Source organism: Thermogemmatispora onikobensis, assembly GCF_001748285.1.
Classification (GTDB): domain Bacteria; phylum Chloroflexota; class Ktedonobacteria; order Ktedonobacterales; family Ktedonobacteraceae; genus Thermogemmatispora; species Thermogemmatispora onikobensis.
Genome location: NZ_BDGT01000081.1, coordinates 1 through 15,027, shown reverse-complemented (window position 1 = coordinate 15,027; position 15,027 = coordinate 1). Strand labels below are relative to the sequence as shown.

Below are 15,027 nucleotides of genomic sequence, written 5' to 3'. Positions count from 1 at the left end.
ATCCAGGAGAACCTGGAGCTGGGTGCCGTCTACGCCACCCGCGGCGCGACTACCTCCTTTGCCCGGCGCCTGGAGCGAGTCTACGACCTCTTCCCGGTGCTGCGCGAGCGCGCCGGCAGCCAGGCGGGCCGTCTCTCGGGTGGCCAGCAGCAGATGGTGGCCATTGGGCGGGCACTGATGGCGGAGCCGCGTCTCCTCCTGCTTGATGAGCTGTCGCTGGGCCTGGCTCCGGCGGTCGTTGACCAGCTCTTCGCGGCCCTGCCGCAAATCCTGGCCTGGGGAATCAGCGTCGTCCTCATCGAGCAGCATGTCCAGCGCTCGCTGGCAGTGGCCGACCGGGTCTACGTCCTGGAGCGAGGGCGCGTCGTCTTCTGCGGTACGCCGGACCAGGTGCGCGCCCACCCGGCGCTGCAGCAAGCCTACCTGGGCGTCGCGGCGGCCACTGCCAGCCCTGCTGGCTCGCCAGCAGTCAGCGAGCACGAGCAACATCCTGTCTCGGGCACCTGAGCCAGATCGCGGGCCATCGCAGCTCTGTCGCGCCCGCTGTGGCTCACCAGTACCGGTAGAGGAAGGGAGGAAAGCAAGCAAGCAAACAAACAAACAAGCAAGCAAGTGAACGAGTAGCATCGGCAACAGGCGAACAAGCGAACGAGCGCCCACGCGAGCAAAGAAGGTCGCCAGCGTTCAGCGGCGAACGTCTCCGGTCGAGAGACAGACACTGCAGAGGAGGAGAAGTACATGAGCACAGTCTGTAAGGCAGCGCGGTCCTTATTTCTCATGGCCATGCTGGCCCTGAGCATGGTCGCCTGTGGTGGCACGGGTGGCTCCAGCAACCAGACGATTGTCATTGGGGCGACGCTGCCCTTAACGGGAGCGCTGGCTGCTGTCGGCGTCCTACTAAAGGCCGGCTATCAGGCCGCCGTTGACGACATCAATGCCGCTGGAGGACTGGAGGTCAACGGGCAGAAGTATCATATCAACCTGGTGATTCTCGACAACACCTCCGATCCCAATACCGCCAGCAACCAGGCGACAACCCTCTATTTGCAGAATAACGCCGTGGCTCTGCTGGGGCCGTTCACACCGCCGCTGGTCATCCCAGTCTCGCAGGTGGCCGAGCGCGTGAAGCGCCCCCTGATCTCGACCACGGCCCCCATCGAGGCCTGGCTCTCGGCGCGCCCTTCGGGCTGGCAATATGCCTGGGATGTCTTCTTCGATGAGAAGCAGCAGACCAGCATGAGCTTCCAGGTGGCCAATATGGTCAAGACGAACAAGCGCGTGGCTCTCTTCACCGATAACGAGGAGGATGGGGTGACGATGGGCAAGCTCTGGACCGAAGAGGCGCCGCAGTTTGGCTATACCATTGCCTATCGGGCGATCTTCCCCGTGGGCACTACCAACTTCTCTAGTCAGATTGCCGCCGCCAAGGCCGCCAATGCCGAGGTGCTGATTACTCAGATGACGCCGCCCGATGCTATGGCCCTCTGGAAGCAGATGAAGGCCCTGGGCTACCATCCGACGATTGCCGAGAGCGAGAAAGGCTCTTCGACTACCACCTGGATGCAGGCGCTGGGGAACGTCGGCGAGGGCGCTCTCATTGCCAACTTCTGGTCTCGTTCCTTTAACTATCCTGGCAGCCAGGAGCTGGCGGCGCGGGCGCAAAAGGCTGGTATCAAGGCCACCATTGAGCAAGCCGGCTACATCATGGGCTACTCGATCACCCAGGTCCTCTTCGATGCCATCAAGCGCGCCGGCTCGACCGATCCCGAGGCCATTAATCGGGCTATTGGCCAGACAAACAAGACCTATCCTGTTGGCCCGATTCACTTTGGCAGCAATCACGCTGATCCCGTTCAGGCCATTATGCTCCAATGGCAGAACGGCGAGACGGTCCAGGTCTATCCACCGGTCTCCGGTGTGAGCCTGGAGGCGCCCGCCAAGGGCCTGGCCTGAGCAGGCCCGACCGACCAGACGAGCGACCGGCGGACGAACGCGCGAGAACGGCGAGCGAACTTGAGCAGATGCGCCCACAGTGCTCTGTTGCCTTACCATTTGGTTGCCTGAATGTCAGCGGGGCCGGGCTTGATCAAGAGCGATCGAGCCTGGTCCCGTCTGCCGCCGCGCTGGCCGTGCCGCTGCCGCTGTTTGGAGCGAGAAGGAAGGAAGGAAGGAAGGAGAAGGAGAGGGACCTGTATGGTGCTCTACCATCTGATCGATGGCTTTTTTCTTGGCGGCCTCTACGTGACCATCGCCCTCGGGCTGACGCTGGTCTTCGGCGTCATGAACACGGTCAATCTGGCCCAGGGCGAGGTTCTGATCGGCTCCGCCTACCTGACCTATACGCTCGCCAGCCTCACTCATCTTGATCCGCTGCTCTGTCTGCTGTTGGTGGCCCCCATTATGTTCGTCATTGGCTACCTGGTGCAGCGCCTCTTGCTCAATCCGCTCATCCCGCGCGGGCAGGAGACGCTGCTGGTGGCGACCTTCGGTCTACTGCTGGTAGCTGAGACGCTGTTTGGGTTGATCTACGGCAATAACACGCTCTCGTTGAGCGCCTCGTATACCCTGACGGGCGTTACCATCTTTGGCGATACCGTCCGTACCATCTATGTGATCGCCCTGGCGGCGGCTCTGCTGCTGGTGGTGGGAACCCATCTGCTGATGACCTATCTGCCGCTGGGGAAGGCTATCCGGGCCGCGGCGGAAGATCCAGGGGCGGCGGCCTCGATTGGGATCAATGTGCCGCTGGTCTACGGGATCACTTTCGGTCTGGCGGCGGCCATTTCTGCCGTGGGCGGCACGTTGATTGGCCTCTCCTTCGGCTTCGGTCCGACGTCCGGCTCTAGCTGGCTGCTGCGCAGCTTTACGGTGATTGTGCTGGGCGGCATGGGGTCGCTCTGGGGCACACTCCTCGGCGGCCTGCTTATTGGTGTGCTGGAAGAGGTGGCGGCCAGCATTGTCGGGCCGCAGTTCCGTGATCTGATCGTCTTCGCCTTTCTGGTGATTGTCTTGATCGTGCGGCCCGAGGGCTTCTTTGGCCAGCGCGTGGGGGTAGCAAAATGAAGACCTCTCCCGTCTCCGCTGCTCGACCCGCCCCGGCTGCGGCCTGGTGGCGTTCCCTGGGCCGCCTGGCTCCCTGGCTCGGCTGGGGTGTACTGGGGTTGCTGGTCCTCCTGGCGGCGCTGGGGCCACTCTACTTGAGTGCTTTCGATCTGGTGCTGGCCTTTACGCTCTTCAACTATATGACGATGGCCCAGTCCTGGAACCTGCTGGGCGGCTATGGCGGCCAGTTCTCGCTGGGCCACTCGCTTTTCGTGGGGGCTGGCTCCTATACCATTGCCGTGCTGCTACTGCATAGCGGGCTGCCGCTGCTGCTGGATCTCCTGCTGAGCGGCCTGCTGGCGGCGGCCCTGGCGACGCTGGCGGCCCTCTTGCTGATGCGCCTACGCGAGGCCTATTTCTCGATCGGCTCTCTCGGCCTGGCAATGGCGGCCCTGACCTGGATGCTCAACTGGTCCTTCACTGGCGCCACCAGCGGCCTCAATCTGCCGCCCGCCGCCACCCTGGATTATTCCGCGCTCTACTATCTGGCCCTCGGCTTGCTGGTCGCGACCACCCTGACCATCGTGCTGCTGGTGCGCAGTCCCTTCGGCCTGCGCCTGATGGCCATCCGCGACGATCAGGAGGCCGCCGCCGAGCTGGGAGTCAATAGCTTCCCGGTGAAGCTGGTGACCTTTGCCATCAGTGCCTTCTTTGTCGGGCTGGCCGGCGGACTGATCGCCCTCAATAAGCTGGAGATAGAGCCGGACTCGGCCTTCAGCATGAACTGGGTGATTACGATGATCATTATTACGATCATCGGCGGCATTGCCACCTCGACCGGGCCGCTGCTGGGGGCGGTGGTCTTCTTTACCTTGCAGCAGGTGCTGCAGAATTCGCAGGCCCTCAGCAGCCTGTTGACCGGCCTGCTGCTGATCCTGATTATTCGCCTGGCACCCGAGGGCCTCTGGCCATTGGTGCTCAACGTGGGGCGCCGTCTGGGCGAGGCCCTCGTGAGCCGCTTCGCTCACAGTGAGCCGACGACAGCGACAGCGACGGCGACCACCCTGACCGCCGAGGAGGCCGTCAGCGGAGGCCCCACGCTGGGCGACGGCTAAGCCTGCTCGATGCAGTGCACTCGAATGCACGCGAGCGATGCGAAGCATCAAGCAACCAATAAAGCAGGCAAACAAGCATATACATAGGAAGAGAGAGGTCGCTGTGAAATTTGCTCGTATTGCTGTCACGGGTATTGATGGAGAAGAGGCGCGTCTGGTCGTCGTACAGCCGGAGGCCCAGCGTGTCATCGATCTGGCCACGGCCTGGCGCCTGCGGCTCGAAAGACGAGGAGCCACGCGCGAGGCGGCGCGCCGCCTGGCCACGGCCCTCTTTCCGGCCAGTATGAGCGCTGCCATCGCCCTGGGCGAGGCTTTTCGCGAGGCGGCTGCTGAGGCGAGCGCCGCCCCAGCAGAGGAGGCCGTGCACCCGCTGGCGAGCGTGCGCTGGCTTGCCCCTCTTGATCCGCCGACCATCCGCGATTTTACGGCCTTTGAGCAGCACGTACGCAATATGGCTGCTCGCCAGGGCGGCAGCGTATTCCCAGAGTTTTATCAGCGGCCACCCTACTTTAAGATCAATCCCCTGAGCATCGTCGCCCCCGAGGCCGAGGTGCCCTGGCCGCACTATACCCGCCGGCTGGACTACGAGTTAGAGATCGGCCTGATCATCGGCAGGCAGGGACGCAATATCTCGCCCGAGGAGGCCCTGGACCTGCTCTTTGGTGTGACCATCCTCAACGACTTCAGCGCGCGCGATGTCCAGGGACCGGAGATGAGCAGCGGCTTTGGTCCGGCCAAGGGCAAGGACTTCGCGACGGCGCTCGGCCCCTGGATTGCGACCTGCGATGAACTTGATCTGAATAACCTGACGATGGTGGCGCGCGTCAATGGAGAGGAGTGGTCGCGCGGCTCGACGGCAAGCCTGACCTGGAAGATTGAGGAGCTGGTAGCTTACGCCGCCTGCGGTGAGACACTCTGGCCCGGCGAACTGCTCGGCTCGGGCACCGTCGGAACAGGCAGCGGCGCCGAGCATGGGCGCTCCCTGCAACCAGGAGCCGTGGTCGAGCTGGAGATCAGCGGCCTGGGCGTGCTGCGCAATCGCATCGGCCAACCCGAGCCGCCCGGCTGGCTACCGGAGCCGCGCCGCTCCTCCACCGCGCCCTAGCTAAGGGCCTGGCCTGAGCAGATTCAACCGAACCAACACGCACAGGGCGCCTGTGCTCTCCCAAAGCAGACGGGAAGGTCGCGGGCGGACGGCTGTACTTCTGCCCCTACCTCTGCGTTCCGTCCCTACCGCGCTGCCTGCGAGCCGTCCCCTTCCACGGCCTTCCCCTTCTCTTTCCCTGGCTCTCCCAAACACCCCCTGTCCCTCGATGCCCTCAGCTCAGCCGTTGGGCTGCGTTCCTGCTGGCTGACTGGCTGGCGAGCGTCAGCTTGACAGGATGGGCCCCGTCCGGTTATACTCTATCCAGTATTCTGGATATTGAGCGAGCAAGGTGAGCAGAGCAAAAGAGAGCGCCAGCGCTATGGCCCTGCCAGACACCGAAGACTTTCTCTCCCAGACAGGCAAAGTGACCATTGGCTTAGCGCGTCTGCTGTTGGGCTATCGTCAGGGCGAGCGGCTGCCGCGCATGGTCGACGTCGCGCGCCGGCTACGCTCGGGGAATGGGACCGTTCAGGAAGCCTTCAGCTATCTGACGCGAGCGGGGGCCATTGTAGTAGCTGCGCATGGCGCCCAAGGTTCCGTCCTGGAGCAGGTCAACTACCCGCTGCTCTGGCGCTATGCTGGCAACGAATGGATCATTGGCTCGATGCCCTTGCCCTACACGCTGCGCTACGAAGGGCTGGCCACGGCCCTCTACGACCGACTGGAGGTCTCGGGTCTGCCGTTCAACATGACCTATCAGCGCGGCTCACTCTCGCGGGCTGAGATGGTGCGCCAGGGGCACTACCACTACGCCGTCATGTCGCTGCTGGCCGCCGAGCACCTGGTGGGGCGCTATCCCGAGCTAGCCATCGTCGCCAGCTTGCCCCCTGGTTCCTATGTCAGTGAGCACATCCTCATCAGCCGTCTGCCGCGCGAGCAGATCCGCCGCGTCGGCGTAGATCAGACCTCCCTCGATGAGATCCTGCTCACTGCCGAGGAGTTCCGCGAGCGCCAGGACTGGGAGAGCGTGCCGGCCACGCGCCTGCAGGTCCTCGATTTGCTACGCGAAGGGCAGTTTGATGCCATCATCTGGAACCGCGAGGGCGTAGGGAGCCTGCCCTCCGCTCTGCAGCTCCTGCCGCTGCAGGGCGCGGCACGCCTGCGCACCCTGGCCACGCAGGCCGCCATTGTGGCCCTGCGCGAGGCCCCCGTCTACCAGGTGCTCGCCAGCATCTTCGTGCCCGAGGAGATCACCACTGCCCAGCAGGAAGTGATCGATCAGCGGCGCTTGCCCCGCTACTGAGTGGCTATAACACTATGACAGGCTGACAGGCCGCCGGCGTTGGAGGGAAGGGAGCCGCAGCGGCCCTATCCAGTGGTTTGATCGAAGAAGGAGCAGGAGATGGAGCAAGATCTTGAGCAGCGCCTGGCCATCTTTGAGCGGGAGGGCCTGGCCGCTCCGGCGATCGTCGCCTTTGTGCGCCAGATCCTGGGCTGGCTAGAGCAAGAAGCGCAGTGCCCCGGCGACGAAGAGCACATGGGGCCGCTGGCCAGTCACCTGCTACTGGCCCTGGAGCGGGTGCGACGCGGCGAAGATCTTGGCTCGGCCTGGAGTCCGCTCGTGCACGAGGAGGCCAGCGCTCTCGCGGTCTTGCCCCACCTGCAAGACTGGGCCGGGCAGATTCGCGCCCAGGCTCTCCAGCAGCTTGGCCTGCGTCTGCCAGCCGAGGAGGAAGATTTTCTCCTGCTCCATCTCGGGGCTTTGGTGCTCCGCGATCAGGAGCCATAAACCAGAGCGGCAGGCCAGGCCGCTGCTGGCAGAAGAGGCCACCAAGGGAGGTGAGGAGCGCAGTTCATCATTGGCAAGTAACTCAGTCGATCAACGACATGACCGGACGACAGTAAAGCCTGGCACGGGCCTGCCGGTCAGGCTTGCCATCAGAGAGGCAGGAGGTGCGCCAACAATGGCAACCATCTACATCGGCGGCGTTGGCAAGGCCGATCTCAAGCGCCTGCTCGAACAACGCCGTGATCCCACCCTCAACGTTGTCGTCAGTAACGATCTGGAAGCCGGGCAGCTCCTCAAGCGCCGCAGCGACGCCTACTACATCGGCACCTGCCACACCGGGGCTGGTGGCTCGCTGGGTGCCCTGATGGCCTTCCTTGGGCGACAGCGCTGCCACACCTTTGGGAGGCAGGCGCGGGTCAGCGTCGAGGAAGTGCAAAAGCTGCTCGCGGCAGGTATTCGCGCCTTTGGCGTCTCCGTTGACCAGATCAATGCCGTTGTCCCCGTGCTGGTCGAGGCCATCCAGAGTTACCAGCCTCCACGCTCGTAGCTCATCGGGGCCCGACCTCGCTCTCGGCCAGCCTCTCATCAGCCAAGCGAACGCAGCAAGCCAAGCGCCAGCGGCAGCAGCTTGCTCCCCGAAGCACAGCATGCATAGAAAACGACGCCGCGCCATCTCGCGCCTGCTCTGCCCGGTGCTGGCACCGGGTGTAAGGCGTGGGCAAATGGACGTCGTGAAAGGAAAGGACCGCTATGAGTCTGCATCTGACGCCCCTGGTCATTATCTTCACCATTCTGGCAACGGCCTTTGCCGCCCTCCTCTCGCAGATGGCCCTGGCCGTCTTCAACGACGGTGTCCGGCCCTTCCTGCTCGACTTTTATCGTGGCGAGCTGGCGCGCCCGCAGATGACGGCCATCGCCTTTGGTCTCTCGGCGGGCTTTATCTTTGGCCTCGGCGTGCCCGTGGCCTTCTCCTCTGGCGTGCTCAACCCCTGGGTCCTCTTTCTGCCGTCGGACATCCTTGGCATCCTCTCGCCGCGCAAGTGGATCGCCCCCATTCTGGGCGCGGCCTGGGGGGCGGTCGTGGTCTTTGGCCTCAGCGCCGCTACCACCGCTGCCAACAGTCTGCCGGTCAACTTCCTGACGGCCATGCAGCAGATGTCGACGCCTATCCTCTATCTCTTCTCCTTTTTCCCGGCGGTCGCTGTGACGATGCAATTCGGGCGCCTGCGGGGGATCATCACCTTTGTGGTAAGCATTTTTGTCATGCTATTCACCATGAAGTGGCTGCCCTCGGTCTTCCCTGGGGCGACCACGATGGCAATCGGCGTCATTCTGCTGGTGGCCTTTGCCGTCGCTGAGGAGCTAACGCGCGCGCGCAGCGAGCGACAGAAGGCCCAGGCGGTCCAGGTGGCTCCGGCGGACGCGGGGAGCGAGTCGGCTGAGGAAGATGATCCGCCGGCTGCGGCCAACGCGGTGGCAGGCGCTGCCGATGCCGATGATGAGACCTCCTCGATCTTTGCGGCCAACGCGGCGCGCCTGCGTCGCCACGCCCCCTATTTTATGATCATGGGTCTCCTGCTCGGGGTGCTGGTGAATACCCACATGTTCGCTGGTGGCGAGGCGACCAGCTACATTATCGCCAAAGGCCAGTTTGCCAATGCGGCCCAGATCGACTTTTATCGCGCCCTTGGTTTCATTCCTCTGATTGTGACGACGGCGGTGGCCTCGGGGGCCTTCCAGATCGTGGGCTTCACCCTGATCTACCCGGTGGCCTATCTGCTGCCCAATCCGATCCTGGCGGCCATTGCCGGCGCTTTGCTCTTCGGCATCGAGGTCTTTATCTTGAGCTATATCGCCAAAGGCATTGCGGCCCTGCATACGATCCGCGATGCTTCTGATAACATTCGCAACGCCATCAACCTGACGCTGGAGGTGGCCATTCTCTTCGGTTCGCTGGCGGCGGGCAATGCGATGGCCAGCGGCCTGGGGATTGCTATTGTAGGCGGCCTCTATGCTCTCAACGAGGTTCTTGGGCGCCCGGTGGTGCGTATGGCAGCTGGCCCGGTCGGTGTCATCATCGCCGGCGTGGCTCTGAACCTGCTGGCCTACGCCCATCTCTTTACGCCGATTCCGATCAAGTAAGATCGGACGGATCACATCGGCCTGTGCGCCCAGGTCTCTGGCCTGGCTGGCTGCCGTTTCGCCTGGCCGGGGCCTGGGCGCTGGACTCTGATCATCGCTGGAAAGGAGCTGTCATTGTCTGTGGCCAGTGTCTCTGAGGAAGCGCCTGAGCGGCTGCTGGTGCCGACGGCTGCCGGTGTGCAGCCGCTGGCTGATGGCCTCATCTATGCCCATGAGCATCTCTGGCTCGACCTGACCACGCCCGAGGACCCGGCGGGCAGGCTGGACCGTCTGGATTTGATCGCCGAGGAGCTGAGCGAGCTGAAGCAGCTTGGGGTGGCCGCGCTGATCGAGCAGACCTGTCGTGGCATGGGGCGCGACGTCGGGCGCCTGCGCCAGCTGCAGCTCGCCAGCGGTGTGCAGATCATTCCAAGCACCGGTTTCTATCATCAGCGCTTTCACCCGCCGGAGCTGGCGCACCTGAGTGTGGACGAGATTGCGGCCCTGCTGGAGGAAGAGCTGCGGACCGGCCTGGATGGCACTGGGGTGCGCCCGCTGGTGCTGGGCGAGATCGGTGGCTCGGGCCTGGAGCTGCATCCTGACGAAGAGAAGGTTCTGCGCGCCGTGGCCCGGGTCGCCAGGCACGAGGCGGTCGTCGTAGCGACGCATGCTCATCTGGGCCAGGGAGGACTGCGTCAGCTCCAGATCCTCTGTGAGGAAGGACTGGCGCCGGAGCGCATCCTGATTGGTCACCTGGATCTGGCGCCCTCGCTGGAGGACGTGCTCGCTGTGGCGCGCCAGGGGGCCTACGTGGGCTTCGATACAGTGGGCAAGGAGCGCTATGCTCCCGATGAGCGGCGCCTGGCCTGGATTGTGGCCCTCTGCCAGGCCGGGCTGGCGGAGCGCCTGCTGCTCTCCTGCGATATCTCGCGCAACAGCTATCTACAGCGCCTCGGTGGGCAGGGCTATGCCTATCTCGTGCGCGACTTTCTGCCGCGCTTGCGGGCGGCAGGTCTGCCGGCGGCCACCGTCGAGGGGCTGGTCGTGAGGAATCCGCGGCGCTTTCTGGCCGCCGCCCTGGGAAGGAGGGAGGCGTGAGCCTATGAGTATAGTGCATGTGGGGGCGCGCCTGCCGCCCTTGACGCTGGAGGAGGCGCGGCGCCTGCAGTTTCGCCTGATTGAGACGCTACGTCATCACTTCCCTGGCCAGGAGTGGCTGACGCGGGGCGAGCTGGGAGTCGGTGCCGACGGTGAGGGAAGCCGCTTCACACGTCGCGTCGAGCGAGTGCTGGCGGCCTTCTTCGGCAGCGAAGAGGCTGTACTGGTGACCGGGGCCGGCACGGGAGCCATTCGTGCCGCCCTCTTTGCCCTCTTGCCGCCGCTCAGTCGTCTGCTCGTGCACGAAGCTCCACTCTACGCCTCCACGGCGGTCACCTTCCGCGCCGCTGGCTACGTGCCCGTGCCCGTCGACCTGCACGATCTGGGACGCCTGCGCCAGGTCCTCAGCAGCGAGACGCTGCAGGCCGTCTATCTCCAGCACGCGCGCCAGCGACCAGATGATCACTACGACCTGGCGCAGGTGATTGCCGAGGTGCGGGCCGTCAGGCCGGAGCTGCCGATTGTGGCCGACGACAACTATGCCGTTGCCAACACGCCGCGCATCGGCGTCGAGCTGGGAGCGGACGTCAGTGCCTTCTCGGCCTACAAGCTGCTCGGGCCGGAGGGGATCGGGGTCGTGCTCGGTCGGCAGCAGCTCGCGCGGGCGATTCGGGCCGATATGTATTCGGGCGGCAGCCGCGTGCAGGGTTTTCAGGCTCAGGAGGTCGTGATGGGGCTAGCCCTGGCCTTCGTAGCCAATGCTCTGACCCAGGAGAGCGCCGAGGCTGTGGTGGAGCGCCTGCGCACTGCGCCGCCGCCGGCCTGTGCCCGTCACGTTGTGGAGGCGCATGTGGCCAGCCTGCAGTCGCCGGTGGTGCTCGTGCGCCTGCGCCGGCCTCTGGCGGAGCGGGTGGTGGCGCGGGCCGCGGCCTGTGGGGCGGCGCCCTTCCCAGTTGGGGCGATGGCCCGCTATGAGCTGGTGCCCCTCTTTTACCGCGTCTCGGGCACGATGAGCGCCAGCCTGGGGGCTGAGGAAGCGCAGCACTGGCTGCGCATCAATCCCATGCGGGCCGGTCCCGAGACCGTGCTCGCCATTCTGGAAGAGGCACTGAGCGAGGTATGACCGTATGTTTCTCGACGCTGTGCGCCGGCGCAATCCCGGGCTGCTGCGCTTTGCGGCCCTGCTGCATCGCAGCGGCGTGATTCCGCCCAATACCTTTGTCTTCGACCGCGGCGCGGTGCGGCGCAATGCGGAGCGCCTGGCGGCGCGGGCGGCGGCGCTGGGGCTGGGTCTCTACTACATGGCCAAGCAGTTTGCCTATGATACCCGGTTGGTGGCGGTGATCCAGCCCTCTATTCCGGGGGCGGTGGCGGTCGACTGGATGGGGGCCGAGGCGCTGCTGGCTCAGGGGGCGAGGGTGCAGCATGTGGGCCATCTGGTGCCGGTGCCCCAACGCCTGGTGCCGACCCTGATGGCTCAGGCGCGGCCCGAAGTCTGGACGCTCCTCGATCTGGAGGCGGCGGCGGCAGTGAACAGGGCAGCGCTGGCTTTAGGGCGGGTGCAGCCGGTGCTCTTGCGTATCAACGGCGGCGACTTCTTTCCCGGTCAGGAGGGCGGTTTCGCGCCGGAGGAGGTGCTGGCGGCGGCACAGGCGGTTGCGGGCCTGCCCGGCCTGCATCTGTGTGGCGTCACCAGCTATCCCTGTTTTACCTGGGATGAAGAGGCGGCCTGCTATCGCCCGACGGCGAATCTGGAGGCCCTGGTGGCCTCGGCGGAGCGGCTGCGGGCCGCTGGCTTCGCTATTGAGCAAATCAATGCGCCGGGCAATACCTCGCTGAGCGTGCTGCCGCTGCTGGCGCAATATGGGGCCAGCCACGGGGAGCCGGGCCATGCCCTGACCGGCACGACGCCCGAGCAGAGTCTCGGTAGCAGCGAGGAGGAGCCTGCAGTGGTCTACGTCAGCGAGGTCTCGGCCCAGCTCCCCGGGGGGCAGGCCCTGGCCTACGGCGGTGGACTCTACGCCCGCGCTCATGCCCGCCAGGCCCTGGTCGGTGAGAGTCCAGAGGAGCTGGAGGAGCGTGCGCCCGTGGCGGTGCGCTTTCCTCCGCCGCAGTTCATCGATTATCAGTGCTTGTTAGAGCCGCCACGCGGGCGCCATCTGCCGACCGGAGCGACGGTATTGATGGCCTTCCGCTTCCAGCTCTTTGTCTTGCGCAGTTACCGGGCCGTGGTCGAGCAGGACGGAGAGGGGACGTGGCGCCTGCTGTCCTTGACGCCGCCGTCCTGGCTGCCGGCCTCTTCGCTGGCTGACCCTTCGGGAAGTGGTGGAGGATGAGCGGGGCGCCCACTGGCGGAGCGGGCGCCCCGCCTCTCTCTCGACCGCCTCGTTGCGGTGGGAGGAGGGAGAGAGCGGGGCGCCCGTGTGTGCAGAGAGCACCGCATACAGCACCAAGGCCGGTGGGGCCGGTGGGAAGAGAGGGTCTGACGGCTAGAACAATCCCAGCTCGGCCCCCAAATGGAGGATATGGGGATTGTTGCTATCGCGCTCCTGTAGGCGCTCGTAGAGCTGTTGCACCTGTTCTCGGCCCTGACGCGATTGCATGAAGAGCGCCAGTTTCAGGGCTTCCTTGGCACTGTGGGCGCTGGCTTCCAGTTCATTGGCCGCCAGGTGTAGGCGGGCCTCGGTCAGAGAGAAATAGAGCTGCCAGAGCACCAGGTCTGGTGTCAGGGCTTGCCAGGCCAGGGCCAGCTCCTCGCGCGCCTGCTGCAGGAGCAGGCGGTCGCCCTGCTGTTGGCCGAAGGTCAGCAAGGTTTTGGCGCGCTCGTGGTGGACGCCGGCCAGGTTCAATTTCAGGAACGAGCCGTCGTCTTCGGGAGGGCGGCGGTAGGCCAGGGCGGCGGCCTGTTCCTGCCAGCGTCGGCACTGGCTGCGCAGCGGCTCCTCCTCGGCGGCAAAGGGGGCGTGGGCGGCGGCGCTCACCAGGTAGATGTTGCCCCGGAGCACCGGCTGAACGCGCTCGCTGTACTGCAGCGCGCCCTCAGCGGCCCGCTTGGCCTCGATGAAGTTGCCGTACTCTAGCTGCGCTTCGGTCAGGCTCATCAGGGTGGCGCCGGCCAGCTGTGGGTCCTCTAGCTCCCCGGCCAGGCGTAGGGCCGTGTCGTAATAGTGGAGCACGCGCTGACGAGCGGCGGGATCGCTGGCCCCCTGGTCGCGCTCGATCTCGGCGGCCAGGCGGTAGTAGCGGCAGAGCAGGGCCTGCCAGGCTTCGCGATCGTGGGCTGGGGCCTGCTCTGCCGCCAGCTCCAGGCGGCTCAGACAGCGATTCAGACGATAGAGGTAGTTGGCGAGCGTGCCCTGACGGCGGGCCTGCCAGGCCAGGGCCAGGATGTCCTCGTAGTGGTAGTAGGCGTCTTCGGCAGCCAGCTCGCTGAGCGGCTCCTGGGCCGTGGGTGTGCCGTGGGCGTCCTGGTAGCCGAGCAGGCGCCAGTCGAGGCCGAGCAGGGCCGGAGGGATGCGCAGGAGCTTGGCCAGGAAGATTCGACGCGCGGTATCGTTGAGCATGGCTATCGCCTCCCATTCGCGCACCGTGCGCCACTCGACGCCGGCGGCAATGGCCAGGTCTTGCTGCGTCCACCCACGTCGCTTGCGGTAGCAGGCGATGACCGCACCGTGATGCGGCTGGTTGTAGTCGCCGGGCGGGAAGTCGCCGTAGCGAGACCACCAGTACGAGCCAGTGATCATCTGTCTGGACCTCCTCCCTTCACTGTAAGCAGTATAACCGTAATCTTTTCAATTGAAAAGACGGTAGTTATGATGCTCATTTCTCCAGTGACACGTTCTGGGTATTGTTAGTGCGCCGTTCCTGACTTATAATTGTGGAGAGTGATCGATATATGATCACTCACTAAATTATGAATTATGGTTCAACTTCAATTGTCAGCCCTCTGGTCCGCCGGGCTGTGCGACGCCGGTCTGGGGTGTGTGCGTGCCAGAAGGCGAAGGAGAGGAGCAGATGGTGAGTGAGTGTCAGTCGAGTGCCTCCGGCGATGGCTCTAGTCTGCGTTCTGAGCGAGTGGCCGCTCTCTTGCAGCAACTGGCTGAGGAGTATGAGGCGGCGCGTCGAGGGTTGGCGCGGGCCTCGTGTGACTACAGCCGCCGGGCCCTGGTTGAGGCGCATCTGTGCGCGGTGACGGCCTATCAGGCTGAGCTGGGCCAGTTGTTGGGTGAAGCTCAGGCTCAGGCTCTGATCAAGGTGCGTCTGGAGGAGGTTGATCGGCGGCTGGCTGCTGAGGAAGGTGGCGGTGCCACGGCGCCGGGATGGGCCTGATTGGTGCTGGTGAGGACGGCTGAGCTGGCTGCGGCTTCCTCTGCGAGCCTGGGCCGCTGGGCTGGTCCAGGCTGGACGGGCGGCTGGGCCTGTGGTCGGTTGTCTGTTTCTCTGGCTTCTGGTGGGGGTCGTCTGGGTCTGGTCTGGCACGGGCCTGGTCTCCTTTCTGTCTGGTCTTGCGCTTCTTCTTCCTGGCAAGCTAGCTTGCTTGTTTGCTGGTAGGCTCTCCTGGTTGTCTGACCGCAGGCAGGGGAGGGCGCTCAGTTGAGGCCCTCGCGCCGCGGGTAATAGCGTAGGGTGCGGGCGAGATAGCGGATGAGGCGCTGGCCCATGCGTAGCTCCAGGGGAAACGGCTGGAGACTGCGGCAGCGCTGCAACCGGCGCAGGGCGCTTTCGCTGAGGCCCAGCAGCCAGCGAAGCTGGCGAATCTCTGGTTCGCTGAAATA

At 64.9% G+C, this 15,027-nt stretch carries 15 protein-coding genes; 13 read left to right on the top strand and 2 right to left on the bottom strand.

Annotated features, from left to right (window positions below):
- From BGC09_RS21040 to BGC09_RS20985, 12 genes are all read left to right on the top strand, one after another.
- The coding region (locus BGC09_RS21040) for an ATP-binding cassette domain-containing protein (RefSeq protein WP_176728998.1) at positions 1-507 on the top strand (507 nt) is incomplete at its 5' end.
- Between the two features lie 231 nt (positions 508-738).
- Complete coding sequence (locus tag BGC09_RS21035; protein ID WP_069806168.1) at positions 739-1,953, top strand: amino acid ABC transporter substrate-binding protein; 1,215 nt, start codon at positions 739-741, stop codon at positions 1,951-1,953.
- 240 nt (positions 1,954-2,193) lie between these two features.
- On the top strand, positions 2,194-3,063 hold the full coding sequence (locus BGC09_RS21030; protein ID WP_069806167.1) for a branched-chain amino acid ABC transporter permease: 870 nt from the start codon (positions 2,194-2,196) through the stop codon (positions 3,061-3,063).
- Positions 3,060-4,157: a branched-chain amino acid ABC transporter permease gene (locus tag BGC09_RS21025; protein WP_069806166.1), complete on the top strand. Its 1,098-nt coding sequence runs from the start codon at positions 3,060-3,062 to the stop codon at positions 4,155-4,157. Before BGC09_RS21030 ends, BGC09_RS21025 begins: the two co-directional genes overlap by 4 nt.
- Before the next feature lie 103 nt (positions 4,158-4,260).
- The gene (locus BGC09_RS21020; RefSeq protein ID WP_069806165.1) at positions 4,261-5,262 is read left to right on the top strand and encodes a fumarylacetoacetate hydrolase family protein; all 1,002 of its coding nucleotides are present in this window, start codon (positions 4,261-4,263) and stop codon (positions 5,260-5,262) included.
- A 361-nt stretch (positions 5,263-5,623) separates the two neighbouring features.
- The gene (gene yhfZ, locus BGC09_RS21015) at positions 5,624-6,547 is read left to right on the top strand and encodes a GntR family transcriptional regulator YhfZ (RefSeq protein ID WP_069806164.1); all 924 of its coding nucleotides are present in this window, start codon (positions 5,624-5,626) and stop codon (positions 6,545-6,547) included.
- Between the two features lie 99 nt (positions 6,548-6,646).
- Entirely contained in the window at positions 6,647-7,033 is a 387-nt protein-coding gene (locus BGC09_RS21010; RefSeq protein WP_069806163.1) for a hypothetical protein, read from the top strand.
- 175 nt (positions 7,034-7,208) lie between these two features.
- Positions 7,209-7,580, top strand: coding sequence for a DUF2620 family protein (locus BGC09_RS21005; RefSeq protein ID WP_069806162.1), 372 nt, complete (start codon positions 7,209-7,211; stop codon positions 7,578-7,580).
- Between the two features lie 203 nt (positions 7,581-7,783).
- The gene (locus BGC09_RS21000; protein ID WP_069806161.1) at positions 7,784-9,175 is read left to right on the top strand and encodes a YhfT family protein; all 1,392 of its coding nucleotides are present in this window, start codon (positions 7,784-7,786) and stop codon (positions 9,173-9,175) included.
- A gap of 120 nt (positions 9,176-9,295) precedes the next feature.
- Positions 9,296-10,252 carry a phosphotriesterase family protein gene (locus BGC09_RS20995; RefSeq protein WP_069806169.1) on the top strand — a complete coding sequence of 319 codons (957 nt, stop codon included), beginning with the start codon at positions 9,296-9,298 and terminating at the stop codon, positions 10,250-10,252.
- Positions 10,253-10,256: 4 nt separating this feature from the next.
- Positions 10,257-11,375, top strand: a complete 1,119-nt coding sequence (locus tag BGC09_RS20990; protein WP_069806160.1) for an aminotransferase class V-fold PLP-dependent enzyme — start codon at positions 10,257-10,259, stop codon at positions 11,373-11,375.
- A gap of 4 nt (positions 11,376-11,379) precedes the next feature.
- Complete coding sequence (locus BGC09_RS20985; protein WP_069806159.1) at positions 11,380-12,588, top strand: alanine racemase; 1,209 nt, start codon at positions 11,380-11,382, stop codon at positions 12,586-12,588.
- Between the two features lie 153 nt (positions 12,589-12,741).
- On the opposite strand, the gene BGC09_RS20980 is transcribed toward BGC09_RS20985, so the two are convergent.
- On the bottom strand, positions 12,742-13,995 hold the full coding sequence (locus tag BGC09_RS20980; protein ID WP_069806158.1) for a helix-turn-helix domain-containing protein: 1,254 nt from the start codon (positions 13,993-13,995) through the stop codon (positions 12,742-12,744).
- Positions 13,996-14,266: 271 nt separating this feature from the next.
- On the opposite strand from BGC09_RS20980, the gene BGC09_RS20975 reads away from it, so the two are divergent.
- On the top strand, positions 14,267-14,581 hold the full coding sequence (locus tag BGC09_RS20975; protein ID WP_069806157.1) for a hypothetical protein: 315 nt from the start codon (positions 14,267-14,269) through the stop codon (positions 14,579-14,581).
- Between the two features lie 260 nt (positions 14,582-14,841).
- Here BGC09_RS20975 and BGC09_RS23050 read toward each other — a convergent pair.
- On the bottom strand, positions 14,842-15,027 hold a 186-nt coding region (locus BGC09_RS23050), incomplete at its 5' end, for a hypothetical protein (protein ID WP_176728997.1).

What these genes read in the sequence shown, in the direction of transcription:
- BGC09_RS20975 (WP_069806157.1), top strand. Translation starts at nt 14,267, where the DNA reads ATGGTGAGTGAGTGTCAGTCGAGTGCCTCCGGCGATGGCTCTAGTCTG.
- BGC09_RS21025 (WP_069806166.1), top strand. Translation starts at nt 3,060, where the DNA reads ATGAAGACCTCTCCCGTCTCCGCTGCTCGACCCGCCCCGGCTGCGGCC.
- BGC09_RS21005 (WP_069806162.1), top strand. Translation starts at nt 7,209, where the DNA reads ATGGCAACCATCTACATCGGCGGCGTTGGCAAGGCCGATCTCAAGCGC.
- BGC09_RS20985 (WP_069806159.1), top strand. Translation starts at nt 11,380, where the DNA reads ATGTTTCTCGACGCTGTGCGCCGGCGCAATCCCGGGCTGCTGCGCTTT.
- BGC09_RS21010 (WP_069806163.1), top strand. Translation starts at nt 6,647, where the DNA reads ATGGAGCAAGATCTTGAGCAGCGCCTGGCCATCTTTGAGCGGGAGGGC.
- BGC09_RS21035 (WP_069806168.1), top strand. Translation starts at nt 739, where the DNA reads ATGAGCACAGTCTGTAAGGCAGCGCGGTCCTTATTTCTCATGGCCATG.
- BGC09_RS20990 (WP_069806160.1), top strand. Translation starts at nt 10,257, where the DNA reads ATGAGTATAGTGCATGTGGGGGCGCGCCTGCCGCCCTTGACGCTGGAG.
- BGC09_RS21030 (WP_069806167.1), top strand. Translation starts at nt 2,194, where the DNA reads ATGGTGCTCTACCATCTGATCGATGGCTTTTTTCTTGGCGGCCTCTAC.
- BGC09_RS20980 (WP_069806158.1), bottom strand. Translation starts at nt 13,995, where the DNA reads ATGATCACTGGCTCGTACTGGTGGTCTCGCTACGGCGACTTCCCGCCC.
- BGC09_RS21000 (WP_069806161.1), top strand. Translation starts at nt 7,784, where the DNA reads ATGAGTCTGCATCTGACGCCCCTGGTCATTATCTTCACCATTCTGGCA.
- yhfZ (WP_069806164.1), top strand. Translation starts at nt 5,624, where the DNA reads ATGGCCCTGCCAGACACCGAAGACTTTCTCTCCCAGACAGGCAAAGTG.